Origin of the sequence: Nonomuraea gerenzanensis (assembly GCF_020215645.1) — a bacterium.
Classification (GTDB): domain Bacteria; phylum Actinomycetota; class Actinomycetes; order Streptosporangiales; family Streptosporangiaceae; genus Nonomuraea; species Nonomuraea gerenzanensis.
Window position 1 is genome coordinate 9,152,605 of sequence record NZ_CP084058.1, and the last position, 24,566, is coordinate 9,177,170.

A 24,566-nucleotide genomic window follows, 5' to 3' on the forward strand; every position below is an offset into this window, starting at 1 on the left:
GAAAGCAACCGTTATGACTGTTTCATTCAGTCACTCTTCGTGGCTGGTGGGACGTGAATTGCGAGCGCGGTAACGTCATCATCCTGTTCATATCCAGACAACATCCGGTCAACCAGGAAGTCCAGCAGCATGTGAGGACTACTCACCACCTCAGGCGGCGCTTCGGTCACAACACTGCAAAGCTCTGCGAGCCCGGCGTCCAGCCCCCGCTTCCTGTTCTCGACGAGACCGTCGGAGTAGAGCACGGCGGTATGGCCGGGCGGCACCACGAACCGGAACTGCCGTCGGCTGGTCGGCCAGCCTAGCGGAGTGCCCGGCTCGGCGTCGCACAGGATCGCCGTGCCCTGCGGCGAGACCAGCACGGGTGGCGGGTGACCGGCCAGGGCCAGCGTGCCCTCGCCGGTGACGGGCTCGACCACCATGTACGCCAGCGTGGTGACCTGCTCTTCCTCCTCCGTGGCCTCGAAGACCCGGTCGAGACCGGTGAGCACGGCAGCGGGCGGCGGGTTGGTCAGCGCCAGCGCGCGCATGGCGTTGCGGATGTGGCCCATCCCGGCCGCCGCCTTGACGCCCTTGCCCATGACGTCGCCGACCACGGCCGCCACGCGCCCGTCCTGCAGCACGAACGCGTCGTACCAGTCGCCGCCGACCTGCACGTGGCGGCTGCCCGAGCGGAAGCGCTGGGCCAGCACCAGGCCCTTGACCACCGGCAGGCGGTCGGGCAGCAGGCTGCGCTGCAGCGTCTCGGCGGTGCGGTGCTCACGCTCGAAGAGCGTGGCCCGCTCCACGGCCAGCGCGCACTGACCGGCCAGCGCCTCCAGGAAGACGCCGTCCTCCTGGGAGATCTTCTGTGGCCGGGTGAAGGAGAATCGGAGCGCTCCCAGGGCGCGGCCCGCGGCCAGCAGCGGCAGGCCCACCCAGGCCCGCTCGTCGCCGTGCGCCAGGAACCCGGCCAGCACCTCCTCGTCGCCGCCCGCCTCCAGGAGCTGGGCCTTCAGCGACTCGGGCGACTCGGCGAACACGGGCCGGCGGCTGTTGACGGCCATGGTCATCACGTTGGAGTGGGACAGCGGGATCTCGTCGCCCGTCGCCCCGGAGGCCTCCAGGATGCCCTCGCCGTTGATCAGCTTCAGCGCGGCGCGGTCGGTGTCGAGCAGCGCGACCGCCGAGCGGTCGGCGGCCAGGGCCGTGCGGCCCACGTCGATGATGACCTGCACGACCTGCTCGACCGTGAGCGCCTCCGCGAGCATGGCGGTGGCGCCCTGCAGCCGGGCGGTGCGCAGGGCGGCGGCGCCGAGCTGGTCGGTCAGCCTGCCGCGCATCTCCTCGGCCTCGCGCTGCGGGGTGACGTCGGTGTTGGCGCCGACCCACTCGACCACCCTGCCGTGGCGGATGATCGGCACGGCCCGCACCTCGAAGTGGCGGTAACCGCTGGCGCGGGTGCGCACGCGGTAGTTCCACTCGAACATGGTGCGCCCGCGCAGGGCCTCGCGCCACGCCTCCTCGGTCTGCTGGCGCTCCTCGGGGTGCACGACCTCCAGCCAGCCGTTGGCGAGGTACTCCTCCAGGCCCTGGCCGGTGATGGCGCGCCACTGCGGCGCGTCCTCGACCACCGCGCCGGTGGGCGAGGTGATCCAGACGAGCTGGGACTGCGCCTCGACCAGCGAGCGGTAGCGCTCCTCGCTGCGGCGCAGCGCCTCCTCGGTCTGGCGGCTCTCGGTCACGTCGAGGCCGACCAGCGCGATCGCGCGCAGCTCGCCCGCGTCGTCGTGGACCGGCGAGAACGACAGCGACCAGTGCCGGGTGTCGCCCTCCGCGGACCGCACCCGCACGCGGCCCTCGGTCACCGGGGCGTCGGTCTCGATGACGGCCTGCACGGCGTGGGTGATGATCTGGCTCAGGTCGGCGGCCAGCACCTCGACGGGCTGCCGGCCCGCCATGCGCTCCGCGGGCACGTTGACGACATCGCAGAACACGTCGTTGACCCGCTGGATGCGGCTGTCGGCGTCGAAGAACGCGAAGGCGAACTCTGCCTCCGACAACATGCCCTTGAAGAGGGCGGAGTCTGAGATGTCCACATCCGACTCCCGGGGACGGGGAACGGAGGTCTCGGCGCTCATGGTCCGCACCTCCGTCGCGTGCCAGGGTCTCCCACGCGGCACATCTCCATAACTGTGTATCGGCGTAGCGCAGCTCCGGGCGACCGGATCCTGCAGTACATCATCGACGATGGGCATGTACGGACGGAAGCCCCCGCCGCGGCCCGGTCGCCTCTAGGGTCTACGCATCCTGTCAAAGTCGCTCCACATTGCGCAGCAAGATCAGGTTACAGCGTCAGATCGCCGGGGCCGGATCGCCGTGGCGGATGCCCGTCAGGCTACTGCCCCTCCTGGCCCTTCGCCGCCCGCTTGGCCTCCTGCTTGGTGGCCCGCACGCGGGTCAGGCTGTCGGCGTCGACCACGTCGGCGACCGATCGGTGTGACCCCTCCTCGCCATAGAGTCCGGCTGCCTCACGCCAGCCTGAAGGCTGGACCCCCAACTGCTTGCCCAGCAATGCCAAAAAGATCTGGGCCTTCTGCTTGCCGTATCCCGGCAGGGCCATGAGTCGTTTCAGCAACTCTTTGCCGTCGGCGGCGTCGGCCCAGATCTTCTCCGGCTGCCCGTCGTAGTGCTCGACGAGATAGGCCGCGAGCTGCTGCACCCGGGCCGCCATGGACTTGGGATAGCGGTGCACGGCCGGCTTCTCCGCCAGCAGGGCCACGAACGCCTCGGGGTCGTAGGAGGCGATCTCCTCGGCGGTCAGGTCGTGCCCGAGCCGCTGGGAGATCGTGTACGGCCCCGTGAACGCCCACTCCATGGGGATCTGCTGGTCGAGCAGCATGCCGACGAGCAGGGCGAGCGGGCTGCGGCCGAGGAGCTCGTCTGCCTCGCTCCGCTGGGCGAGCTGGATGCGCATGGAGACAGCTTCGCACGAAAGCTCGGCGGGTGAAGTGAACACAGACGCCGCGGAGCCTTGACACGGGCCCGAGAAAAGGTGAAATGAGAGCGCAAGTCGCCCTGCAGACATTCCTGGGGGTTTGCCCCTGGGCTCCCAGAGGAATCTCATTCCTATGCTCGCTCTGGCCACACGGTTCCTGCGGGAGCCGGTCAGTCTCAGGCTGGCCGAAGAGTTCCTGACCGTACCCGTGGACACGATCGACCGCTGCGTGGCCGACGTGTGCGCGTGTGCACAGCATCTGGGCATCTCCGCCACGCCCGAGATCGTGGAGCGCATCGCCCGCGAGCACCTGCTCGCGATCGTGAACTCCGCTCCGCCTCCCCGGGGCCTGCGCTAGCACGGCCGAGGGGAACCGGGCCGGCGTGCCCGCCGGAAACGGCCTCCCCGATAACATCGGGGTCACCGGGCCGTGTTCTCCGCACCGTTCGCGCCTGGAATACGAGAGAGTGAGGGTGTGCGCCGACACCGACGAGATCCCCGGGAGAGCACCCCGCCAGACGACGTGTTCAAGGAGATGGTGCAGGCGGCTCGCGAGCTGCTGGCCGTACGCACCCCTCTCGACGCGGAGCTGATGGTCTCCGACATGATCGGAGCCTGGTGGGGCAGGCGGGTCAGGGGCGGCGACGTCGAGCAGGTGCTAGGTGAGGGGCTGGTCGACTACGCGGCCAAGGCCGGCACCCCGGCCTCGCTGACGTTGCTGATCTGCCTGGCCTATCTCGGCACGGCGCGGCAGGGCGCCAAGGCCGAGGGCGCGGCGCTGGCGATGATGGAGTCGGGCGTGGCCAGGCCGGGCTGGGCCGACCGGGTGGGCGCGGTCAAGCCGGCCGGCTGCTACGTCTCGCGCGACGCGTACGGCGACCAGGACACCGTCATCTGCACCTTCGCCTACCGCTGGAACGACAGCGACCAGCCGATCGACCGCCACGCGCTGGTCATGGTGGTCGACCACAACATGAGCGGCATGGCCCGCGACGCCTGGGTGTCCTCCCAGGTCGACACGCTGCTGGAGCAGGCCAGGGCCGAGGCGGCGGGCAACCCGCTGCTGCTGTTCGAGGAGATCCAGCCCGAGCAGGCCAGGGCGCTGCTGGAGTCGGCGATGAAGGCCACCAGGGAGCCCAAGACGCCGCCGCCGGTGAGCGACAGCTACAGCGCCTACCACGCCTTCGCCCGCGCCAGGCTCAAGGCGCTGCCGCCCGGGCGCAAGCGGCCGGCGCCGCTGCACATCGAGGCCCCGTACAGCAGGGAGCGGCGGGCCATGCTGGCGGCGGAGTTCCTGGCCTCCGACGCGGCCGAGCACCTGTCCGACCCGTCGGCCGCCTCGCGCTGCGCCGACCACATCATCGACTACGGCTGCGAGCAGGACTTCAACCGGCCGCTGCGGGTGAGCCCGACCAAGTGCGAGACGTTCCTGCTCGACTGGCTGCCGCGCAAGGTGATGCTGAGCGTGGCGGAGCAGGAGGCGATGCCGCACGTGCTGTCGGCGTGGGTGCGCTTCGCCGCGCACCGCACGGGGCTGCCCGAGCAGGGGCTGAAGGCCACGCTCGACGCGGTGTGGGAGGCGACGGGCAAGTTCCCCGAGGCCTACCGCGATCCGACGTCGTTCGGCCTCGACCGGCCGCTGCTGGAGCGGCTGCTGCCCGACGGCGACCTGTCGGCGCTGGCCAGGCGGGCCTTCGCGTTCCCCTATCTGCAGGGCACGCACAACGGCATCGAGCTCGACAAGCTCGACCCCGCCGACCAGGCGGACCGGCGTACGTTACTCGAGATCGACCACGGCGGCGCGATCGACCAGGAGCACCTGGCCTGGCACGAGGAGATCGCGACGAGACTGTGGGACGGCGATCCGCCGCAGCTCTGGGAGGCGGCGCAGCGCCTGCTCGACCTGGGGCACGACCGCCACGACGTGCTGCACGTACTGATCGAGATCGCCGAGCGGATCGGCGGCGACCCGGAGGAGCTGGCCGCGGCCCTCGACGACATCGCCGACATCCCGGACGAGTTCTGAGCATGGCGATGTACGAACGGCTGAGCGAGGGCCGTTACCTGGCCTCGGAGCACACCCAGGGCCCGTGGGACCCGCGCACCCAGCACCTGGGCCCGGTCACCGCGCTCATCGCGCACGAGCTGGCGCGCACCGCGCCGCGGCCGGGGCTGGAGCTGTCCAGGCTGGTGGTGGACGTGTTCGCGCCGGTGCCGGTGGCCGAGCTGGAGGTGGCGGCGGAGGTCGTCCGCGACGGCAAGCGGGTGCAGTGCCTGTCGGCGAGCGTGTCCTCGGGCGGCCGCGAGTTCGTCAGGGCCACCGCGTGGCGCATCCGCGAGGCCGACACGCCGCCCACGCCGGTCCGGCAGCCCCCGCCGATCCCGCCGCGCGAGGAGGGGCACGCGCGGTCGTGGCTGCAGTCGGGGTTCGGCTACGGCAAGGCGCTCGACTGGCGTTTCGTCACCGGCGGCCCCCTGGAGCCGGGCCCGGCCACGGTCTGGGGCAGGCTCACGATGCCGCTGGTGCGGGGCGAGGAGCCGACGCCGGTGGAGCGGGTGGCGGTCTTCGCCGACAGCGGCAACGGCGTCAGCCTCGCCCTCGACTTCGACACCCACCTCTTCGTCAACGTGGACCTGACGATCTCGCTGTTCCGCGCTCCGGCGGGCGAATGGGTCTGCATGGACGCCGAGACCGTCATCGGCCCGTCGGGCCGCGGGCTGACCCGTTCCACCCTGTTCGACGTGGCGGGTGAGATCGGCACGGCCACACAGACGCTGTTCGTCGCGCCGAGGCAGGGGTAACCGCCATGATGGACGCATGGTGATCGACCTCAACGCGGACCTGGGCGAGGGTTTCGGCATCTGGAAGCTGGGCGACGACCTCGCCCTGCTCGACATCGTCACGAGCGCGAACGTGGCGTGCGGCTTCCACGCCGGCGACCCCGTCACGATCAGACGCACGTGCGCGGCGGCCGTCGACCGGGGCGTGGCGATCGGGGCGCAGGTGTCCTACCGGGACCTGGCGCACTTCGGCCGCAGGGAGATGGACGTCGAGCCGGAGGAGCTGTGCGCCGAGGTGCTCTACCAGCTCGCCGCCGTCGACGGCATCGCCAGGGCGATGGGCGGCCGGGTGTCGTACGTCAAGCCGCACGGCGCGCTGTACAACCGGATCTGCCGCGACGAGGCCCAGGCGACGGCGGTGATCGAGGCGGTGGCCGACTACGATCCGGCGCTGCCGGTGCTCACGCTGCCCGGCTCCGTCGTGCACAAGGTGGCGGCGGCCGAGGGCGTGCCGACGGTGAGCGAGGCGTTCGCCGACCGCGCGTACACGCCGGCGGGGATGCTGGTGCCGCGCCGCGAGCAGGGCGCGGTGATCCACGACCCCGCCGCGGTGTCCGCGCGGGCCCGCCAGATGGCCGTGGAAGGCTCTGTGACGGCCGCTGACGGAAGTTCGGTGCCGATCGCGGCGCGTTCCATCTGCGTCCACGGTGACACGCCTGACGCCGTCAGGCTGGCGCAGGGCGTGCGTGACGAGCTGCTGGCGGCCGGAGTGGTCCTGCAGGCGTTCGCGTGATCCGGACGGCCGGGGAGCACGGGCTGCTCGTGGAGACCGGCTCGCTGGAGCTGTCGCACCGGCTGGACGCGGCGCTGCGGGCGGAGCGGCCCGAGGGGGTCGTGGAGATCGTCCCGGGCCCTGAGACGGTGCTCGTGGTGGCGCCGGGGGCGGATCAGAGCAGGTTGCGGGCGCGGCTGGAGGACGTCGCGCGCAGGGCGCGGGAGCGGGCCGGCGCGGGGGCGGGCGAGGAGCAGCCGCTGGTGACGATTCCCGTGGTCTATGACGGGGCGGATCTCGATTCCGTGGCGGAGCTGGCTGGGATCTCCGCCGATGAGGTGGTCACGCGGCACACCGGGCGGGAGCTGGTGGTGGGGTGGCTGGGGTTCGCCCCGGGGTTCGCCTATCTGACCGGGCTCGATCCGGTGCTGCACGCGCCGCGGCTGGACACGCCGCGCACGTCGGTGCCCGCCGGATCGGTGGCGGTGGCGGGGCCGTACTCGGCGGTGTACCCGTCGGCGTCCCCCGGCGGCTGGCGGCTGATCGGGCGCACGGCGGTGCGGGTGTGGGACGTGGCGGGCGATCCGCCGTCGTTGTTCCGGCCGGGCATGCGGGTGCGGTTCGAGGTCGCATGATCGAGGTGGTGAGCCCCGGGCCGTACGCGACCGTCCAGGATCTGGGGCGGCCGGGGTACGCCCATCTGGGGGTGCCGAGGTCGGGTGCGGCCGACGCGCCGAGCCTGCGGCTGGCCAACCGGCTGGTGGGCAACGCCGAGTCGCTGGCCGGGATCGAGCTGACGTTCGGCGGGGCGCGGCTGCGCTTCCTCGACGGCGCGTGGGCGGCGCTGACCGGCGCACCCCTTACAGGGACAGCGGGCATGGGGGCGCCGTTCTGGGTGCCGGCGGGCGGTGAGCTGCGGCTGGGGGTGCCCCGGTGGGGGTTGCGCACGTATCTGGCGGTGCGCGGCGGCATCGCGGTCGAGCCCGTGCTCGGCAGCCGCTCCACCGACTCGCTGTCCGGGCTCGGGCCCGAGCCGCTGCGGGCGGGCACGCTGCTGCCGGTGGGGCGGCCCGAGGGGGAGATCTCCGTGGACCTGGCGCCGCTGCCCGGACCGCGGGCGGCCGTCGTGGGAGTGTCGCCGGGGCCGCGGGACGACTGGTTCGTGCCGGAGGCGCTGGCGGAGCTGTGTGCGCGGCCGTACACGGTGACGCCGGACAGCAACCGCGTCGGCGCGCGCCTGCGCGGTGCGCGGCTGGAGCGGGCCAAGGAGGGCGAGCTGCCCAGTGAGGGCATGGTGGCAGGGGCGGTGCAGGTGCCGCCGAGCGGGCAGCCGATCGTGTTCCTGGCCGACCACCCGCCCACCGGGGGGTATCCGGTCATCGCCGTGGTCCGCCCCGCCGACCTGCCGGTCGTCGCGCAGCTGCGCCCCGGGGACGACGTCCGCTTCGAGATCTTCCATCAGCGCCCCGGCGACCGCTGACAGACGGGGGCGCCTCAGGATCCGGCGAGCACCACCTCGGCCGTACGCCGCGCGCCCTGCCGCTCGTACGTCATGCTGACCCGCGCCCCCGGACGGCGGGCGCGCACGGCGGCGACGAGGCCGGCCGCCGAGGTGACGGCCGTGTCACCGAGCGCCGTGATCACGTCGTTGGCGCGCAGCCCGGCCTCGTCCGCGGGGCCGCCCCTGGTCACCTCGCCGACCAGCGCGCCCGGCCGGCCCTGGGAGTCGAGCACCGAGACGCCGAGCCGGGCGTGCTCGACCCGGCCCGTGGCCAGCAGCCCGTCGGCGACCCGCTTGGCCTCGTTCACGGGGACGGCGAAGCCGACGCCCACGCTGCCGGTCCCGGCGCCCGCGATGGCGGTGTTGATGCCGATCACCTCCCCGTCCATGTCGACGAGCGCACCGCCCGAGTTGCCCGGGTTGATGGCGGCGTCGGTCTGGATGGCGTCGGCGAGCGCCGGCTCGCCGGCCTCGCCCGACAGCGTACGGTGCAGGGCGCTGACGATCCCGGCGGTGACGGTGCCCGCCAGGCCGAAGGGGCTGCCGACGGCCAGCACCTCCTCACCGACCCTGAGGTCGTCGCTGTCGCCCAGCCTGGCCGGCCGCAGCACCGCCGCGTCGCGGGCCTTGAGCACCGCGATGTCGGAGACGGGGTCGGCGCCCACGACGGTCGCCTGGAGCGTGGCACCGTCCCCCAGGCGCAGCGTGACCTCGCCGCCCGCCGTCTCCGCGACCACGTGGGCGTTGGTGAGCACGGTGCCCTCGGCGTCGTACACCACGCCGGAGCCCGCGCCGCCCGGCGCGGTCACCGAGACGACGCTGGGCAGCACGGCCCCGGCGATGCCGGCGAGGTCGTCACCCCGCCGGGGCGCGGGCGTGGTGGTGGCGGCGGGGACGGGCGCCGGGGCGATCAGGGCCGAGGCGCGTTCGCGCTCGCCGGGGCGCCCCAGCAGCGGGACGCCGATCAGCCAGGCCAGCAGCGAGCCCACGGCGACCCCCGCGACCGCCGCCGTGAGCCGGCTGCGGCGGGGCGGCGGGGGTGGCGGAGGCGGCTGCTCCACCTGCCACGATCCTTCTCCGGGATAGTACGTGTACACGATGCCGCCCTCGCGGCCCTGCTCCCTGGTCGACAATGCGGCCTCCCGTGACATGGCGTGTAGTGCCACAGTCGGGCCGCTACCTGCCACCGCGCTGACGTCTGGCTGACTGATTCCTGTGACAACCGTCGCCGTCACCTGTCAGAGGCGCGCAGCACCGCCGCCGCGTTGAAGCCGCCGATCCCCCGCGCCACGACGAGCACCGTGCGCAGCCCGGGCATCGGCCTGGCCTCCGTGACCAGGTCGAGGTCGTGGGCCGGGTCGCCGGTATTGATCGTGGGCGGCAGCACGCCGTGGTGCAGCGCGAGCGCCGCCCAGGCCACGTCGAGGGCGGCGGCACCGGAGTTCAGCCGCCCGGTCATGGTCTTGGGGACGGTGACGGGAACCTTCCGCCCGCCGAAGACCTCGCCCAGCGCCTGCGCCTCGGCCCGGTCGCCCTCCGGGGTGCCCGCGCCGTCGGCGAAGACCGCGTCCACGTCGGCGGGGACGCAGCCGGCCCGCTCCAGCGCCAGGCGCATGGCCCGGGCGAGCTGCACGCCGTCGGCCGGTGGCGCGGCGGGGTGGCGGGCGTCGTGGGTGGCGGCGGTACCGATGATCTCGGCGTAGACGTTGGCGGCCGGGCGCAGGTGGGCCCGCTGCCATTCCTCGACCACCAGCATCGCGCCGCCCTCACCGGGCACGAAGCCGTTCGCCTGCCGGCTGAAGGGCCGGTAGGCGAGCGCGGGGTCGGCCTCGCCGCTGAACGAGCCCTGCCCGGCCTGGCAGACCAGCGCGTACGGCGACAGCGGCGCCTCGGTCCCGCCCACCAGCACCGCCTGGACGCCCCGGCGGATGTGCCGCCCGGCCTGGGCGAGCGCGTCGATCCCGCCCGCCCCGTCGGACACGATCACCCCGCAGGGCCCCTTGACCCGGTGCCGGATGGAGATCTGGCCACTGCTGGCGGCGTAGAACCAGCCGATCGACTGGTACGCGCTGACCGCCCGCGGCCCCGACCGGTAGAGCGCCTCGATCTCCCGCTGGCCGAACGCGTTCCCGCCGGAGGAGCTGGCGGTGACCACCGACAGGTGGAACGGGAACTCCCCCGTGGGGTCGAGCGCCGCGTCCGCCAGCGCGAACTCGGTCGCGGCCAGCGCCATCCACGACCACCTGTCGGTCTGGACCCGCAGCCGCGGCTCGATCAGCTCGTCCTCGTCGAAGCCCGTCAGCCGCCCGCCCACCTTCATGGGCAGGGCGGCGGAGTCGGGCAGCGGGCGCAGCCCGGACCGCCCGGCCAGGCTGTTCTCCCAGTGCTCGGCCGCGCCCAGCCCGGTCGGCGCGAGCACGCCGATGCCGGTGATCGCCATCCTGCGGCTCACGCGGCCTCCAGGCGGGAGAAGATCATCGCCGACTGGAACCCGCCGAACCCGCTGCCCGCCGACAGCGCGTGGTCCACGGTGACTTCCCTGGCGGTGACCGGGATGTAGTCCAGGTCGCATTCGGGGTCGGGGGTGGTCAGGTTGGCCGTGGGCGGGACCACGCCGCGCTGGATCGCCAGCGCGCACGCCGCCATCTCGATCGAGCCGATGGCCCCGAGCGAGTGCCCGATGACCGACTTGATGGAGCTGATCGGGACGTGCCGGGCGGCCTCGCCCAGCGCCCGCTTGTAGGCGGCCGTCTCATGCCGGTCGTTCTGCTTGGTCCCGGAGCCGTGGGCGCTGATGTAGCCGAGGTCGTCCGGCGTGACCCGGGCCCGGTCCATCGCCTCCGTGATCGCCTCGCCCAGCTCGAACCCGTCCGGGCGCAGGCCGGTCATGTGGAAGGCGTTGGCGCGCGCGCCGAAGCCGGTGATCTCGCAGTACACCCGCGCACCCCTGGCCAGGGCGTGCTGGAGCTCCTCCACGATCAGCACGGCCGCGCCCTCGCCGAGCACGAAGCCCTGCCGGTCGGCGTCGAAGGGCCGCGACGCCTGCTCCGGGTCGGCGTTGCGCGGGCTGGTCGCCCTGATCGCGTCGAAGCAGGCCACGGTGATCGGGGAGATCGGCGCGTCGGAGGCGCCGGCGATGACGACGTCGGCCTCGCCGTCCTGGATCAGCGTGTGGGCGTGGCCGACCGCGTCGATGCCGGAGGTGCAGCCGGTCGAGATCACCGCGGCGGGGCCCTGGGCATGGAAGCGGACGGCCAGCTCGGCGGCCGCGCTGGAGGGCACCAGCGCCTGGTAGAGGAACGGGGCGACGTGGGTCGGGTCGACCACCCAGTCCCTGCCGCCGTTGCTGGCGACGACGTACTCCTCCTCCAGGCGGATGGTCGAGCCGACGGCCGTGCCGAGCGAGACGCCCGTCCGTTCGGGGTCGGGCGAGCTCAGCCCGCTGTCGGCGTACGCCTCCTGCGCGCAGGCCAGCGCCATCAGCACGAACCGGTCCAGCCGCCTGACCTCCTGGGGGGTGAGGCCGTGGGCGGCGGGGTCGAAGTCGCACTCGGCGGCGATCTGGGAGCGGAACGGCCCGGGGTCGAACGTCGTGATCCGCCGGATGGCGGGCTTGCCTCCCGTGATGCGCTGCCAGAACTCCTCACGGTTGCCGCCGCCGGGGGCGATCACCCCGATCCCGGTGACGACGCTGCGCCGCGGCCCGGCCATCACGTGGCCGCCTCGGTGTCGACGTGGCCCAGCTCGGGCCGGGGGGCCAGCGGGCTGAGCTGGAAGACCGCCAGGGCCTCGCCCTCGCCGACGTTCGTCAGGCGGTGGCGGACGTTCCTGGGCACGAGCAGCGACTGCTCGGCGCTCAGGGCGACCGGCTCGCCGTCGAGGTCCACGCGCAGCTCGCCCTTGGCCAGGAAGACGAACTCCTCGGAATAGGGGTGGTAGTGCTCGGCGATCTTCTCGCCGGGGGCCAGGCGGACCGCGCCGAGGAAGCCGGAGCTGGCGCCCACGGTCGCCGGGGAGACTAGGGTGCGCAGGTCGCCGCCGCGGCGGGTGTTGGACGGCACGTCGGTGAAACCGATCACCGCTCGCCTGCGCTGCTCCACCCGCTCCTTGATGACCTCCATCTGGACGCGGGTGTTGCGGTTGATGTGCTCGGTCATCCCCGCGGTGTCCACGGGGGCGTCGGGCTTCATGTGGAAGTCCTGGACCCAGCGCATGCGGGTGCGGTCGGCGGCGAGCTCCTCGTAGGTCCAGGTGATGTTCATGAACTCGAACGGGCCGGTCTCGACCCGGCGGGCGCGCACGGTCCAGGTGTCGCGGTCCCAGCTCCGCTCGGACACCCACGACCACTCGCGGCCCTGCTCGTCGGGGTGCATGGTGAGCCGGAAGACGACGGAGCCGGCCGTCTCCTCCAGCACCTCCACCTTCGCGTACTCGGTGAACAGCTCGGGCCAGGTGCGCACGTCGTTCGTCTGCGCCCAGACGAAGCCGATGGGGGCGTCGACGTCGATGGCGTTGTCCGTGTGGCCGATCATGACGCGGCTCCCGCCAGGCGCTGGTTGACGAGCGCGGCCACCTGCGCCGGGGTGTGGTCGGCGTCGATCTCCAGGGCGAGGCCGAAGCGGTCCTCGATCCTCGTGGCGATCTCGACCCTGGCCAGCGAGTCCAGCGCGAGCTGCTCGAAGGTCAGGGTGTAGTCGTCCTGCGCGGGCCCCAGGCCCACGGCCTGGAGCAGGGTCTTCAGGTCTGCCGGGGTGAAGGTGTTGGCTGACATGCGGCTCACGCTAGGAGCGGGGGGCCCGGCGGGTCTTCCGCCACCGTGATGAATGTCCCGGCGAGCCTCCGGGAGGAGGTCCCCCTCCCGGAGGTGGGGGTCAGGTCGTACCGAGGGCGACCGTCGGGGAGAGCCGGGCCGCCCGCACGGCGGGATAGAGGCCGGCCACGCAGCCGATGACCACCACCGCGGCCAGCCCGCCGCCGATCGCCCACGGCGGCACCACGGTGGGCAGGCCGTTGGACAGCGCGTAACCGAAGGTGACGAGCGCGCCGAGGACCAGCCCTGCCGCGCCGCCGAGCCCGGACAGCAGCAGCGACTCGGCCAGGAACTGGGCCCTGATGTGGCCCCTGGTGGCGCCGAGAGCCCGGCGCAGGCCGATCTCCTTGCGCCGCTCCAGCACCGAGACGACCATCGTGTTGGCCACTCCCACGCCGCCGACCAGCAGCGCGACCGCTCCCAGGCCGAGCAGCAGGTTGGTGAAGGCGCCCGCCGTGGCCGCGCGGGCGGCCAGCGCGTCCGAGGGGCGGCTGACGGTGACCTCCTCCGGGTACTCCGGGTTCACCGTCCGCGGCAGGACGCTCCTGACCGTCTCGACGGCCTCGGGGGTGGAGCGTTCGTACAGGGTGGTGGGATGGCCGTCGAAGCCCAGCAGCTCCTTGGCACCGTTCCAGCCGACGAGCGCCGCGCGGTCGATGCCGGGCGCCAGCGGCACCGGATCCAGCACGCCGAGCACGGTGTACCAGCGCCCGCCCAGCCAGACCTGCCGGCCCGGGGCGGTCACGCCCAGCCGGCGCGCGGCCAGGTCGCCGAGGATCACGGTGGGGTAGCGCTCGCTGGCCTCGGTGAACCAGGAGCCGGTGCGCACCCGGCCCTGGACGGTGTCCAGCAGGCCGAGCGTGGCCGCGCGGACGGAGATGCCGCCGGTGCGCTCGTCCGGGATCCGGTCGGTGCGGTAGACGCTCGCCTCCAGGTCGCCGGTGGCCGCCACCGCGTAGACGTCGTCGATCCTGCCGACCATGGCCACCGACTGCTCGGGCAGCTTGGCGTCGCCGCCCATCAGGGTCTGCCCGGCCTTGACGGTCAGCATGTTGGTGCCCAGCTCGTCGAGCCTGCGCAGCAGGTCCGCCTGGCTGGAGGAGGAGATGCCGACCACGGCGACCATGGTGGCGATGCCGATCGCGATGCCGAGCGAGGCGAGCACGACGCGCGTGCGCCGGACCCGCAGGCCGGCCAGCCCGACTCTGAGCAGGTCGCGCGCGCTCAGCCGGGCCGGCCGCACGGTGGCCGCCGGGCCTTCGCCGGGCCGCGCGGTGGGCGCGCGATCTTCACCGGGCCGCACCGTGGGCGCGCGGTCTTCGCCGGCCCGCACCGTGGGCGCGCCGTCCTCGCCCGGTCGCGGGCCGTTCATGCGGCGCTCCTGACGTCCGAGACGACACGGCCGTCGCGCATCCCGACCTGCCGGCCCGCCGCGGCGGCGACCTCGTGGTCATGCGTGATGATGGCGATGGTGGTGCCGTCGGCGTTCAGCGACCGCAGCACGTTCAGCACCTCGGCGCCGGAGGCGGTGTCGAGGTTGCCGGTGGGCTCGTCCGCGTAAAGGATGGCAGGCTCGCGCACGACGGCCCTGGCCACGGCGACGCGCTGCTGCTCGCCGCCGGACAGCTCGTGCGGGCGGTGCCTCATCCGGGCGCCCAGCCCGACGCGCTCCAGCGCCTCGGCGGCGCGCCTGCGCCGCTCGGGCAGCGGGACGCCCGAGTACAGCATGCCGTCGGCCACGTTGTCGAGCGCCGGGACCCCGGCGGCCAGGTGGAACTGCTGGAAGACGAAGCCGAGCAGCGAGGCGCGCAGGCCCGACAGCTCGCGGTCCGGCAGGCGGCCGGCGTCGTGACCGGCGATGACCACCCGGCCCGAGGTCGGGCGGTCGAGCACGCCCATCATGTGCAGCAGCGTCGACTTGCCCGAGCCGGACGGGCCGACGATGGCGAGCAGCTCCCCGGGGTGGATGTCCAGGTCGACGCCGCGCAGCGCGGCCACCCCGCCGTCGTAGGTCTTCACCACGTTCTCCAGGCTGACGATGGGCGTCATGTCGCCGGCACTCCCACCCGCATGCCCTCGGTCAGGCCGGCGCCCGACACCTCGACGCGTCCGCCGGCGAAGATCCCGGCCTTGACGGGCACGACCCGCACGGCCGAGCCCTCGACGACCTCGACGCCGTAACCGCCCTCGCGCAGCGCGAGCAGCGCCTCGACGGGCACCGACAGCACGTCGCGGCGGGTCTCGCTCCGCAGCTCGACACTGACCGGCGCCTGGTCGAGCGTGCCGGCCTTGGCCGGGTCGTCCAGGGTGACGCGGACCTCCACCGTGGACGCGCCGTCCTCGGCCGGCTTGGCCACGGTGCCGACCGCCGCGATCCTGCCGGGCAGCTCCACCGCGCCGGGGAGCTGCACCTGGACGGGGGCGCCCTTCTCGGCCAGGCTCTGGCGGCCCGCGTCGAGCTGCACGGTCACGACCTTCCCGACACCCGTGACCGTGAGCAGCGTCTGCCCGGGGCGGATCGTCGCCCCGGTGGCCGCGCGCAGCGACTGGACGCGGACCTCGCCGGGCAGGAACACGGCCTGGGCCTTGGTGACCTCGCCGGTCACCGGCAGGCCGGCGTCCTTCTGCCAGGCGCACACGGCCTCCACGGTGGACCAGTCGAAGTGGTCGTCGACCTTGAGGTCGTGGCCGAGCGCCTTGAGGTTGCGCTCCAGGTGGCGCACGTCGGCCCCGTCGGTCACGCCCAGCTCCAGGGTGCGGTGCATGGGCTTGGGGCCGTACATCAGGGTCACGGGGTCGCGATTCACCTCGTAGAGCTCGCCGCCGCGGCGGACGACCGCGCCCTCCGCGGGCAGCGCGGTGAGCGTGCCGCCCGCGGAGTTGACCACCGGCTGCTCGGCGCCGTGGCCGAGGACGCCGCTGACGGTCAGGGTGTCCACCATGTCGCCGCGCTGCACCGTCGCGGTGGCGGCAGGCAGCGGCGAGGCGCCTCCTCCCGCCACCGCGCCCTCGCCCGGCGCGAGCAGGGCCACCGCGGCGGCCCCGCCGCCGACCAGCAGCACGGCGGCGGCGGATGCGATGAGGCCGCGCCTGCTCACCGCGCGCCGCCTGGACCGCCGCCGGGCAGCTTGCTCTCACAGGCCTTGTTGGCCTTGACGTACTGCGGCGAGTCGGTGGCCGTCCGCGAGTCCATCACGATCTCGCCGTTGGCGTCGGCCTTGGGGTCGGGCATGTCGACGCCGTTCTCGCGCATGCAGACGGCATAGGCGAGGTACTTGTCCATCACGCTCGGGTCGTTGGCGTTGGGCCGGTCGCCCGCGGCCGGCTGGACGTACTGGCGGCAGGCCTCCTGGGCCTTCTCCAGGGTCTCCTGGCTGACGCCGGTGTCGGCGGCGCTGAGCCGGCCGCTCTCCCGGGGGTCCTCCACCGGCACGCCGTTCTCCTGCATGCAGGTCATCCAGCGGGCCAGGCTGTCCTCGGTGCCGCCGGTCGATGACGCCGACGCCGACGCCTGTGCCGACCCTGGCGCCGAGGATGCGGGCTGGGCCGCGGGCTGCTCCCCCGGCGGGCTGGAACAGGCGGTGAGGGCCAGCACGGCGGCGGCGCAGATAAGGAGCATGGACCAACGTGGTCTCATCTTCGATCACCTCCGAGCACAATCTCGCGGCCGAAGCTGACCGGGCCCTGCCCATTCGCCAGAAAACAACCTGACTCTTCAGTGGTGCCCGCCGGGCTCGTGCGGGTGGAGTTTCAGCACTTCAGGGGGCATCACCACGTACGGGCGCATCATGTGCATCTCGTGCTCCAGGATGTGGCAGTGGTAGACGTAGCGGCCCACCTGGTCGAACTTGCCGAGTACGGTGGCCAGCTCGACGCCCTGCGCCCGCACCACGTCCTTCCAGCCCTGTTCGTGGCCTTCGAGCGGCCCCTGGCGGACGAACGTGATCGGCTTGGTGGTGCCGCGCACGTCGTCGCTCCATCCGGCGCGGTCGTAGACGTCCCTGCTGAGGGTCTGGAAGCGGATCATGTGCACGTGCATCGGGTGCGGCTGTCGGGTCAGGATCAGGAAGTTCCAGACCTCCCACTGGTCGCGGGGGATGACGAAGTCGCTGCGGTCGGCGTACTCGCCCGCCACGCGCCGGAGGGTCCTGACCTTGCCGTCGGGGCCCTGGATCTGCACGATCCCGGCGCTGGGGATCGTCACGGTGTCCGGGTCGACCTCGACCATCTCCCACATGCCCAGCTCGTTGGGCTGGCCGGTGAAGGTCGCGGCGGGCGGGACGACGATCCACCGGTGCCCGTGGGTCTCGGGAACGTCGTCGTGGGTCAGCCGCTGGAACGACGGCGAGATCACGGCCGGCAGCGTGAACCCGCCGCCGGGCTGCCCGCCCGACACGTTGATCTTCATGATGTCGGGCTCGGGGATGCCGTTGCGCGGGTTCGGCCGGCCGGGGGTGATGCCCGGGTAGGTGTCGACCAGCTTGAGCGTCCGGCCGGCCAGCGCGGAGAAGTCCACCAGCACGTCGGCCCGCTCGGCGGGCGCGAGCGTGAGCGCGCCGGTGACCGGCGCGGGCGCGCCGAGCAGGCCCGAGTCCGAGCCGATCACCTTCATGGCTCCTGACAGCGGTTGCCCGTCCTGGTCCAGCAGCATCAGCCGGTACGTGCGCGCGTTGGAGGCGTTCAGCACCCGGAAGCGGTACCAGCGCGGCTCCACGTCCAGGTACGGCCACACGACCCCGTTGACCAGGTTGTACGGCCCCAGGAAGAAGCCCGGCGAGGGCGGCTCCACGCGTTCCAGGATGACCTTGTGCAGCAGCCGCCCGTCGGGCTCGCCGTCGGCGCCGAGGTCGAAGTTGCGGTCGCAGAGCACCAGCGGGATCTCGTGCCTGCCACGCGGCAGCCCGAGCGCCGCCTCCTCCTTGTCCCGGACGAGGTACATGCCGACCAGCCCGGAGAAGACGGTGAACCTCGTCAGGTGCATGGCGTGGTCGTGGTACCAGAGCGTGGTCGCCGGCTGGTCGTTGGGGTACTCGGAGAGCTGGGCGTCGCCGGGGTGGACCGCGTTCTCGGCCCAGCCGTCGTTGCCCCCGCCGGTGCGCGAGCCGTGCAGGTGCACCGCCGCCCAGGCGGGTAACGCGCCGACCTCGGGGACCGGCGCGACGCCGTCGCGGCCGGGGTAGTTCGCCGGTGGCTTGTCCGCCGGCAGCCCCTCGTCGGAGACCTGGACCGCTTCGAGCGGGATGGGCGCGGCCAGCTGGTTGGCCCAGGTGACCCTGACCCGCTGGCCGCGCATCACCTCGATCGTCGGCCCGGGGAAGGAGCCCTCGTAGGTCCACAGCCGGGTGGGCGGCATCTCGGAGTGCAGCCGCCGCTCGGCCACCCGCATCCGGATCGTCAGCTCCCACGCCGATCCCCGCTGCACCGGCTTGACGACCGGCGGGATCGGCAACCGGTCCACGAACTTGTTCAGCACCAGTGCCGGCTCCGCGGGCGGCTCGCCCGCGCGGGTGTGCGCCCGCGCCCAGCCCCATCCGCCCGCTGCCGCTCCGATCGCCGCGCCGGCGCCGGCGAACGCCTGGCGCCGGGTCGGCCCCTGCCGGAAAACTCCCTTGTCGTCCACGGCCGCCACGCTAGGCACCCCCTGTTGCACAGGTCTTCCACCACGGTGATGAGAAGAGCCCTCATCCTTCGGACGAGACCTCATCGAATCGGTCGTGGCTGAATGCCACCTGACCGCAGGCAGACCGTTCAGTCAGCGGCGGGCAGGCGCACCCGGAAGACCGCGCCGGGCCCGGGGTCGGCCTCGGCCACGCCTCCGTGGGCGACGGCGAGCGCGGAGACGATGGCCAGGCCCAGTCCGCTGCCCCCCTCGTCGCGCGAGCGGGCCTTGTCGGCCCGGTAGAACCGCTCGAAGACCCGCTCGGCCTGCTCGCGCGACAGCCCGGGGCCCTGGTCGGCGACCTCCAGCACGACGGCCGGCGCCCCGTTCTCCAGCCGGCCCTCCAGCAGCCGGACCTCGACGGCGGTGCCCGGCGGCGTGTGCCGCACGGCGTTGCTGAGCAGGTTGCCGATGACCTGGCGCAGCCGCGACTCGTCGCCGGTCACCAGCGGCGCGTTCTCCCCCTTGACCGCGAGGTCGATCTTGCGGTCGCGAGCCAGCAGCGACCACTCCTGCACGGCCTCGGCCGCGACGGCCAGCAGGTCGACCCGGTCGGCGCGCAGCGGCCGGCGCTGGTCGAGGTGGGCCAGCAGCAGCAGGTCCTCCACCAGCAGGGTCATCCGGCCCGTCGCCCTGCCGATCCTGGAGACCAGCTCGTCCTCGCCGCGCTGGCGGGTGTAGAGGTCGGCGAAGCCGCGGATCGCGGTCAGCGGCGTGCGCAGCTCGTGCCCGGCGTCGGCGACGAAGCGGCGCATGTACGCCTCCGAGGCGGCCCTGGCCCGGAAGGCGGCCTCGATCTGGGCCAGCATGCCGTTCAGCGCCCTGGCCAGCCGCCCCACCTCGGTCCTGTCGTTCTCGCCCTCGACCCGTTGCGACAGGTTGCCCGCGGCGATGACCTCGGCCGTGCGCTCGATCTCCTCCAGCGGTTGCATGCTGCCCCGGACCACGGCCACCCCGGCGGCGGCCACGATCGCCACCACGATCAGCGCCACGACCGCGTCGATCCAGGCCATCTGGGCGACGGTCTCGTCCACGTGGGTGAGGGGCATGGCCACGACGAGCCCGCCGTCCTTGAGCACCCGCCAGCTCTCCACCGTGGACATGCCCTCGGGCAGGTCGGCGGGCAGCGCCGCCTCGAAGGCGGGGTCGGCGTTCCTGGAGCGGGCGACCACGGCGCCGTCCGGGCCGAGCTGCAGCACCGAGACGTCGCTCGGCACGTAGACCAGGAGCTGCCCCTGCGGGCTGGGGCGCTCGTCGCGCATGTCGTTGTGCAGGGTCTCGGTGACCCGTTCGAGCTGGTCGTCGACCCGGTCGAGCAGGCGGTCGCGCAGCAGCAGCACGGTGGCCGCGCTGATCACCGCCGCGGCCACCGTCACCAGCAGCACCACGGTCACAGTGAGCTTGACGCGCAGCGGCGTCCTGCTCACCCGCCTGCTCGTCTGCCCGCTGACCTGCTTGCTCACCTGCCCGCTCACTGAGGCGGCCTGAGCACGTATCCGACTCCGCGCAGCGTGTGGATGAGCCGCGGGTCGCGGTGGTCGACCTTCCTGCGCAGCGCCGAGACGTACTTCTCCACGATGCCGTCGGCGCCCCGGAAGTCGTAGTGCCAGACGTGGTCGAGGATCTGGGCCTTGGACAGCACCCGCCCGACGTTGAGCATGAAGTAGCGCAGCAGGTTGAACTCGGTCGGGGAGAGCTGGACCGGCTCGCCGCCGCGCCAGATCTGGTGGCTCTCCTCGTCCAGCTCGATGTCGGCGAAGGTGAGCCGGGACGGCGGCGCGCTCGCACCGTCGCGCAGCCGCCGTAGCACGGCCCTGATCCGGGCGACGACCTCGTCGAGGCTGAACGGCTTGCTCACGTAGTCGTCGCCGCCCAGCGTGAGCCCCTTGATCCGGTCGTCCACCGAGTCGCGGGCGGTCAGGAACAGCACCGGAGTGCGGTCGCCGCCCGAGCGCAGCCGTTTGATCACCTCGAAACCGTCGAGGTCGGGCAGCATCACGTCGAGGATGATCAGGTCAGGACGGTGCCGCAGCGCCGCCTCGATCGCGCCCACCCCCCTGGCCAGGCTCACCACCTCGAACCCGGAGAAGCGCAGGCTGGCCGCGAGCAGCTCGCGGATGTCGGGCTCGTCCTCGACGACGAGCAGCCGCGCCTCCGGCCCTCTGGCTGTCTCGGCCACGCTCCCACCCCGCTTCCCGTTGCCGGACCCGCCGGTCATCATCATCGGCGAGACTGACGAAAAGCTGAAGGCCCGCTGACCGCCGGGTCACGGTCCCGCTTCGAGCAGCTCGTGCACGAAACGCGTGGTGTGCTCGCCCGCGGCGAAGACGGGGTGCCCGATGAGCCTGCGCAGCAGCGGGATGGTGGTGACGACACCGGGCCCGGCGACGGCGAACTCCGACAGCGCCCGGTCGGCCCGCGCGATCGCCTCCGCCCGGGTGGGCGCCCAGACGATCAGCTTGGCCAGCAGCGAGTCGTAGTACGGCGGCACCGAGTCGCCGCGCACGAACCCCGAGTCCACCCGCGTCCACGGGCCGCCGGGCACGTCGAAGACCTCCAGCAGGCCCGGCGCGGGCCGGAAGTCCGCCTCGGGGTCCTCGGCGTTGATCCGGCACTCGATGGCCGCGCCGGTGGCGCGCACGTCCTCCTGCTTGACGCTGAGCGGGAGCCCGGCGGCGATCCTGATCTGCTCGCGGATCAGGTCGATGCCGGTGAGCGCCTCGGTGACCGGGTGCTCGACCTGGATGCGGGCGTTCAGCTCCATGAACGTCACGGTGCCCGCGTGGTCCACCAGGAACTCCATCGTGCCCGCGCCGGTGTACCCGACGGCCTTGGCGCCCGCGACGGCGTGCTCGCCCAGCGCGGCCCGGGTGCGGTCGTCGAGGCCGGGCGAGGGCGCCTCCTCGACCAGCTTCTGGTTGCGCCGCTGCAGCGAGCAGTCGCGCTCGCCCAGGTGGACCACGTTGCCGGCCTCGTCGCCGAGCACCTGGACCTCCACGTGGCGGGCCCGATCGACGTAGCGCTCCAGGTAGACCTCGCCGTCGCCGAAGACCGCGCGGGCCAGCGCCACGGTCTCCCGGTAGACGCGCGGCAGCTCCGCGGCGCTCCGGACGACGCCGATGCCCCGGCCGCCGCCGCCCGCGGCGGCCTTGACCACCAGCGGGTAGCCGATCTCGGCGGCCACCTGTCCGGCCTCGGCGACCGTGGGCACGGCCCCGTCGCTGCCGGGCAGCACGGGCAGGCCGGCGGCGCGCATCAGCTCGCGCACCTTGGCCTTGTCGCCGACCCCGGCCATCACCTCGGGGCGGGGGCCGATGAAGGTCAGGCCGTTGGCGGCGCAGACGGTCGCGAAGTCCGGGTCCTCCGACAGGAAGCCGTAGCCGGGGTGCACCGCGTCGGCGCCGCAGCGCAGCGCCGCCTCGATGGGCCCCGGCATGGACAGGTAGCTGCGCCGCGGCGCGGCGGGGCCGATGTGCACCGCCTCGTCGGCGAAGCGCACCACGGCGCTGTCGCGATCGGGCGTGCTGTAGACGGCCACGGTGGCGATGCCCAGCTCGCGGCAGGTCCTGGCGATGCGCAGGGCGATCTCGCCGCGGTTGGCGATGAGCACCTTGCGGAACGGCGGCGCGGTCATGCGCCCTCCACCCGCACGCGCACCAGCTCCTGCCCGAACTCGACCGGCTGGCCGTCGCTGACGAGCACCTCCACGACCTCGCCCGACCACTCCGACGCCACCTGGTTCATCAGCTTCATCGCCTCCACGATGGCGACGGTCTGGCCGGGCTCGACCCGCGCGCCGGGCCGGGTGAAGGGCTCGGCGCCCGGCTCGGGGGCCACGTAGAACGTTCCGACCAGGGGCGCGACGACCGACCTGAGCGACGGGTCGGCGCTCTCCTCCTCCCGCGCGGGCGGCGCCGGCTGCTGCTGCCCGGTCGTGGCGGGCTCCTGGGCGGCCCAGGAGATCTCCACGCTGCGGTCGCCGGCCCGGAGCACGACGCTGGACACCGTGCCGGGGATGGTCTTGACGAGGCTGCTGGCCTCGGCGCGCAGCAACCGGAACTCCTCGCTCCACTCGTGCTCAGCCATCGGCGACCGGGCCCAGGGCGCGGAACCTGTCGTGCCGGCGCCGCACCAGCTCGTCCGGGCGCACGTGCGCCAGTCTGGCCAGCGTGCCCAGGATCGCGCCCTTGAGCAGGTCGGCGGCCTGCGCGTGGTCGGCCTGGCTGCCGCCCGCAGGCTCGGGCACGATGCCGTCGATCACGTTGAGGCGCAGCAGCTCGGGCGCGGTGAGGCGGAGCGACTCGGCCATCCTGGCGGCCTGGGACGGGCCGCCGGTCAGGATCGTCGAGCAGCTCTCGGGGCTGATGACGGAGTAGCAGGCGTTGCGCGTCATCAGCACCTCGTCGGCCACGCCGAGCGCCAGCGCGCCGCCGCTGCCGCCCTCGCCGGTGACCGTCGCCACGATGGGCACCCGCAGCTCGCCCATCCCGGCGATGGCGGAGGCGATGGCCCACGCCTGGCCGCGTTCCTCCGCGCCGATGCCGGGGGCCGCGCCCTGGGTGTCGATCAGCGTGACCACCGGCAGGCCGTACGACTCGGCCATCCGCATGAGCCGCAACGCCTTGCGGTAGCCCTCGGGATGGGCCATGCCGAAGTTCCGGGAGACCAGCTCCCGCGTGTCGTGGCCCTTCTGGTGGCCGATGATCATGACGCGGACGCCGTCCATGACCGCGAGCCCGCCGACGACGGCCGGGTCGTCGCCCTGCACCCGGTCGCCGTGCAGCTCGACGAAGTCCTCGCACATGTGGCCGAGGTAGTCGAGCGTGGTGGGCCGCTGGATGTCACGGGCGACGCGGACGGTCTCCCAGGCGCTCAAGGGCGCCTGGCCGTCGCCCTCGGGCGGAGCCGCGGGCTCGTCCCGGTAGGGGGCCGTCCCGCCGTCCAGCAGGTTGAGCAGGCGGGCCAGCAGCGGCCGGACCGCCTCGCGCGGCTCGACCCGGTCGAGCATGCCGCGCGAGAACAGGTACTCGGCCGTCTGGAACCCCTCGGGCAGGCGTTCGCGGGTGGCGGCGGCGATGACGCGTGGCCCGGCGAAGCCGATCAGGCTGCCGCGCTCGGCGACCAGGATGTCGGCCAGCGTGGCGAAGGAGGCGGTGACCCCGCCGAAGGTGGGATCGGTCAGCAGGCAGATGGAGGGCACGCCCGCCCCGCGCAGGCGGCGTACCGCGGCGGCGGTCCTGGCCATCTGCATGAGCGACAGGGCGCCCTCCTGCATCCGGGCGCCGCCGCTGGCGGCCACCAGCAGCAGCGGGCTGCGGGTGGCCAGCGCCTCGTCGGCGGCCCTGCAGACCAGCTCGCCCACGGCCGAGCCCATGCTGCCGCCCATGAACGCGAAGTCCATGGCCAGCGCGATGAGCGGCCGCCCGCCGAGCAGGCCCTTGCCGTAGAGTGCGGCGTCGGCGAGCCCGGTGGCCCGCCGCCCGCTCTCCAGCCGCTCGGGGTAGGAGCGCGAGTCGGTGAAGCCGAGCGGGTCGCCGCCGCGCACGCCCGGAGCGGCCTGGAAGGTGTTGTCGTCCAGGAGCAGGCTCAGGCGTTCGCGGGCGCCCAGCCGGTGGTGGTGCCCGCAGTCGGGGCACACGTGCTTGCTGCGGGCCAGCTTGGGCAGGTAGAGCAGGGTCTCGCAACCGGCGCAGGTGGTCCAGGACACGGTGGCGTCGCTCAGCGTGAGGGTCATGAGCTGCGCTCCCACCCGTAGAACTCGCTGGCCATCGCATCGGCCGGGCTGCGCCAGGTGGCGGGGTCGAACGGCTTGACGTACCGGCCGAGGTCGGCGCTGAGCCGCTGGAAGTCGGAGCGGCCGCGGGCCTTGCCCACCTGCTCGCGGGCGTCGCCGTCGAACTCGACGTAGTGGAAGTACAGGTCGTGGTAGTGGAACAGGTGCCGGCGGATCACGCCCAGCTCGTGCGGGAGGGCGGTGGCGTCGGAGGCCCCGAAGAGGCGGGCGACGTCGGCCGCCGCCCCGGGCTCCAGGCGGGCCACGATCAGACTCCTGTCGGTCACGAGGTC

General features: G+C 73.3%; 24 protein-coding genes. 6 read left to right on the forward strand and 18 right to left on the reverse strand.

Annotated elements, in window-relative coordinates; all coding sequences use genetic code 11:
• Positions 1-26: 26 nt before the first annotated feature.
• Together LCN96_RS42485 and LCN96_RS42490 are read right to left on the reverse strand one after the other, a co-directional pair.
• Positions 27-2,120, reverse strand: a complete 2,094-nt coding sequence (locus LCN96_RS42485; protein ID WP_225268066.1) for a SpoIIE family protein phosphatase — start codon at positions 2,118-2,120, stop codon at positions 27-29.
• Between the two features lie 257 nt (positions 2,121-2,377).
• Complete coding sequence (locus LCN96_RS42490) at positions 2,378-2,956, reverse strand: HhH-GPD-type base excision DNA repair protein (protein WP_225268067.1); 579 nt, start codon at positions 2,954-2,956, stop codon at positions 2,378-2,380.
• Positions 2,957-3,110: 154 nt separating this feature from the next.
• On the opposite strand from LCN96_RS42490, the gene LCN96_RS42495 reads away from it, so the two are divergent.
• The 6 genes from LCN96_RS42495 to LCN96_RS42520 all read left to right on the forward strand — a co-directional run bounded on the left by LCN96_RS42495 (position 3,111) and on the right by LCN96_RS42520 (position 8,010).
• Positions 3,111-3,335 (forward strand): hypothetical protein, encoded by a 225-nt coding sequence (locus LCN96_RS42495; protein ID WP_148441341.1) that lies wholly within the window; start codon positions 3,111-3,113, stop codon positions 3,333-3,335.
• A gap of 177 nt (positions 3,336-3,512) precedes the next feature.
• Positions 3,513-5,003, forward strand: a complete 1,491-nt coding sequence (locus LCN96_RS42500) for a hypothetical protein (protein ID WP_225268068.1) — start codon at positions 3,513-3,515, stop codon at positions 5,001-5,003.
• 2 nt (positions 5,004-5,005) lie between these two features.
• Positions 5,006-5,779, forward strand: coding sequence for a thioesterase family protein (locus LCN96_RS42505; protein WP_225268069.1), 774 nt, complete (start codon positions 5,006-5,008; stop codon positions 5,777-5,779).
• Between the two features lie 16 nt (positions 5,780-5,795).
• Positions 5,796-6,551 (forward strand): LamB/YcsF family protein, encoded by a 756-nt coding sequence (locus tag LCN96_RS42510; RefSeq protein WP_225268070.1) that lies wholly within the window; start codon positions 5,796-5,798, stop codon positions 6,549-6,551.
• Positions 6,548-7,165 carry a 5-oxoprolinase subunit B family protein gene (locus LCN96_RS42515; protein WP_225268071.1) on the forward strand — a complete coding sequence of 206 codons (618 nt, stop codon included), beginning with the start codon at positions 6,548-6,550 and terminating at the stop codon, positions 7,163-7,165. Before LCN96_RS42510 ends, LCN96_RS42515 begins: the two co-directional genes overlap by 4 nt.
• Complete coding sequence (locus LCN96_RS42520) at positions 7,162-8,010, forward strand: 5-oxoprolinase subunit C family protein (RefSeq protein ID WP_225268072.1); 849 nt, start codon at positions 7,162-7,164, stop codon at positions 8,008-8,010. The genes LCN96_RS42515 and LCN96_RS42520 overlap by 4 nt, the downstream gene beginning before the upstream one ends.
• 14 nt (positions 8,011-8,024) lie before the next feature.
• Here the strand turns inward: LCN96_RS42520 and LCN96_RS42525 are convergent, their stop codons facing one another.
• The 16 genes from LCN96_RS42525 to LCN96_RS42605 form a co-directional block, all read right to left on the reverse strand.
• Complete coding sequence (locus LCN96_RS42525) at positions 8,025-9,164, reverse strand: S1C family serine protease (RefSeq protein ID WP_225268073.1); 1,140 nt, start codon at positions 9,162-9,164, stop codon at positions 8,025-8,027.
• A gap of 98 nt (positions 9,165-9,262) precedes the next feature.
• Positions 9,263-10,483 (reverse strand): beta-ketoacyl synthase N-terminal-like domain-containing protein, encoded by a 1,221-nt coding sequence (locus LCN96_RS42530; protein WP_311132064.1) that lies wholly within the window; start codon positions 10,481-10,483, stop codon positions 9,263-9,265.
• The gene (locus LCN96_RS42535) at positions 10,480-11,742 is read right to left on the reverse strand and encodes a beta-ketoacyl-[acyl-carrier-protein] synthase family protein (protein WP_225268074.1); all 1,263 of its coding nucleotides are present in this window, start codon (positions 11,740-11,742) and stop codon (positions 10,480-10,482) included. The genes LCN96_RS42530 and LCN96_RS42535 overlap by 4 nt, the downstream gene beginning before the upstream one ends.
• A complete protein-coding gene (locus LCN96_RS57230; protein WP_311132065.1) occupies positions 11,742-12,563 on the reverse strand; it encodes a cupin domain-containing protein in 822 nt (273 codons plus the stop codon). Before LCN96_RS57230 ends, LCN96_RS42535 begins: the two co-directional genes overlap by 1 nt.
• The gene (locus LCN96_RS42550; RefSeq protein ID WP_225268075.1) at positions 12,560-12,802 is read right to left on the reverse strand and encodes an acyl carrier protein; all 243 of its coding nucleotides are present in this window, start codon (positions 12,800-12,802) and stop codon (positions 12,560-12,562) included. The genes LCN96_RS57230 and LCN96_RS42550 overlap by 4 nt, the downstream gene beginning before the upstream one ends.
• A gap of 100 nt (positions 12,803-12,902) precedes the next feature.
• Positions 12,903-14,213 (reverse strand): ABC transporter permease, encoded by a 1,311-nt coding sequence (locus tag LCN96_RS42555; protein WP_225268076.1) that lies wholly within the window; start codon positions 14,211-14,213, stop codon positions 12,903-12,905.
• Complete coding sequence (locus LCN96_RS42560; protein WP_225268077.1) at positions 14,210-14,890, reverse strand: ABC transporter ATP-binding protein; 681 nt, start codon at positions 14,888-14,890, stop codon at positions 14,210-14,212. Before LCN96_RS42560 ends, LCN96_RS42555 begins: the two co-directional genes overlap by 4 nt.
• Complete coding sequence (locus LCN96_RS42565; protein WP_225268078.1) at positions 14,887-15,939, reverse strand: peptidoglycan-binding protein; 1,053 nt, start codon at positions 15,937-15,939, stop codon at positions 14,887-14,889. Before LCN96_RS42565 ends, LCN96_RS42560 begins: the two co-directional genes overlap by 4 nt.
• Entirely contained in the window at positions 15,936-16,478 is a 543-nt protein-coding gene (locus LCN96_RS42570) for a hypothetical protein (RefSeq protein WP_225268079.1), read from the reverse strand. Before LCN96_RS42570 ends, LCN96_RS42565 begins: the two co-directional genes overlap by 4 nt.
• 78 nt (positions 16,479-16,556) lie before the next feature.
• Positions 16,557-18,461, reverse strand: a complete 1,905-nt coding sequence (locus LCN96_RS42575) for a multicopper oxidase domain-containing protein (protein ID WP_225268080.1) — start codon at positions 18,459-18,461, stop codon at positions 16,557-16,559.
• 128 nt (positions 18,462-18,589) lie between these two features.
• Positions 18,590-19,963, reverse strand: a complete 1,374-nt coding sequence (locus tag LCN96_RS42580) for a sensor histidine kinase (RefSeq protein WP_225268081.1) — start codon at positions 19,961-19,963, stop codon at positions 18,590-18,592.
• Between the two features lie 8 nt (positions 19,964-19,971).
• Positions 19,972-20,679 carry a response regulator transcription factor gene (locus LCN96_RS42585; RefSeq protein ID WP_263657392.1) on the reverse strand — a complete coding sequence of 236 codons (708 nt, stop codon included), beginning with the start codon at positions 20,677-20,679 and terminating at the stop codon, positions 19,972-19,974.
• A gap of 87 nt (positions 20,680-20,766) precedes the next feature.
• On the reverse strand, positions 20,767-22,134 hold the full coding sequence (locus tag LCN96_RS42590; RefSeq protein ID WP_225268082.1) for an acetyl-CoA carboxylase biotin carboxylase subunit: 1,368 nt from the start codon (positions 22,132-22,134) through the stop codon (positions 20,767-20,769).
• Complete coding sequence (gene accB, locus LCN96_RS42595) at positions 22,131-22,586, reverse strand: acetyl-CoA carboxylase biotin carboxyl carrier protein (protein ID WP_225268083.1); 456 nt, start codon at positions 22,584-22,586, stop codon at positions 22,131-22,133. The genes LCN96_RS42590 and accB overlap by 4 nt, the downstream gene beginning before the upstream one ends.
• Positions 22,579-24,234, reverse strand: a complete 1,656-nt coding sequence (locus LCN96_RS42600; protein WP_225268084.1) for an acetyl-CoA carboxylase carboxyltransferase subunit alpha — start codon at positions 24,232-24,234, stop codon at positions 22,579-22,581. The genes accB and LCN96_RS42600 overlap by 8 nt, the downstream gene beginning before the upstream one ends.
• Complete coding sequence (locus LCN96_RS42605) at positions 24,231-24,560, reverse strand: TcmI family type II polyketide cyclase (protein WP_225268085.1); 330 nt, start codon at positions 24,558-24,560, stop codon at positions 24,231-24,233. Before LCN96_RS42605 ends, LCN96_RS42600 begins: the two co-directional genes overlap by 4 nt.
• Positions 24,561-24,566: the final 6 nt, after the last annotated feature.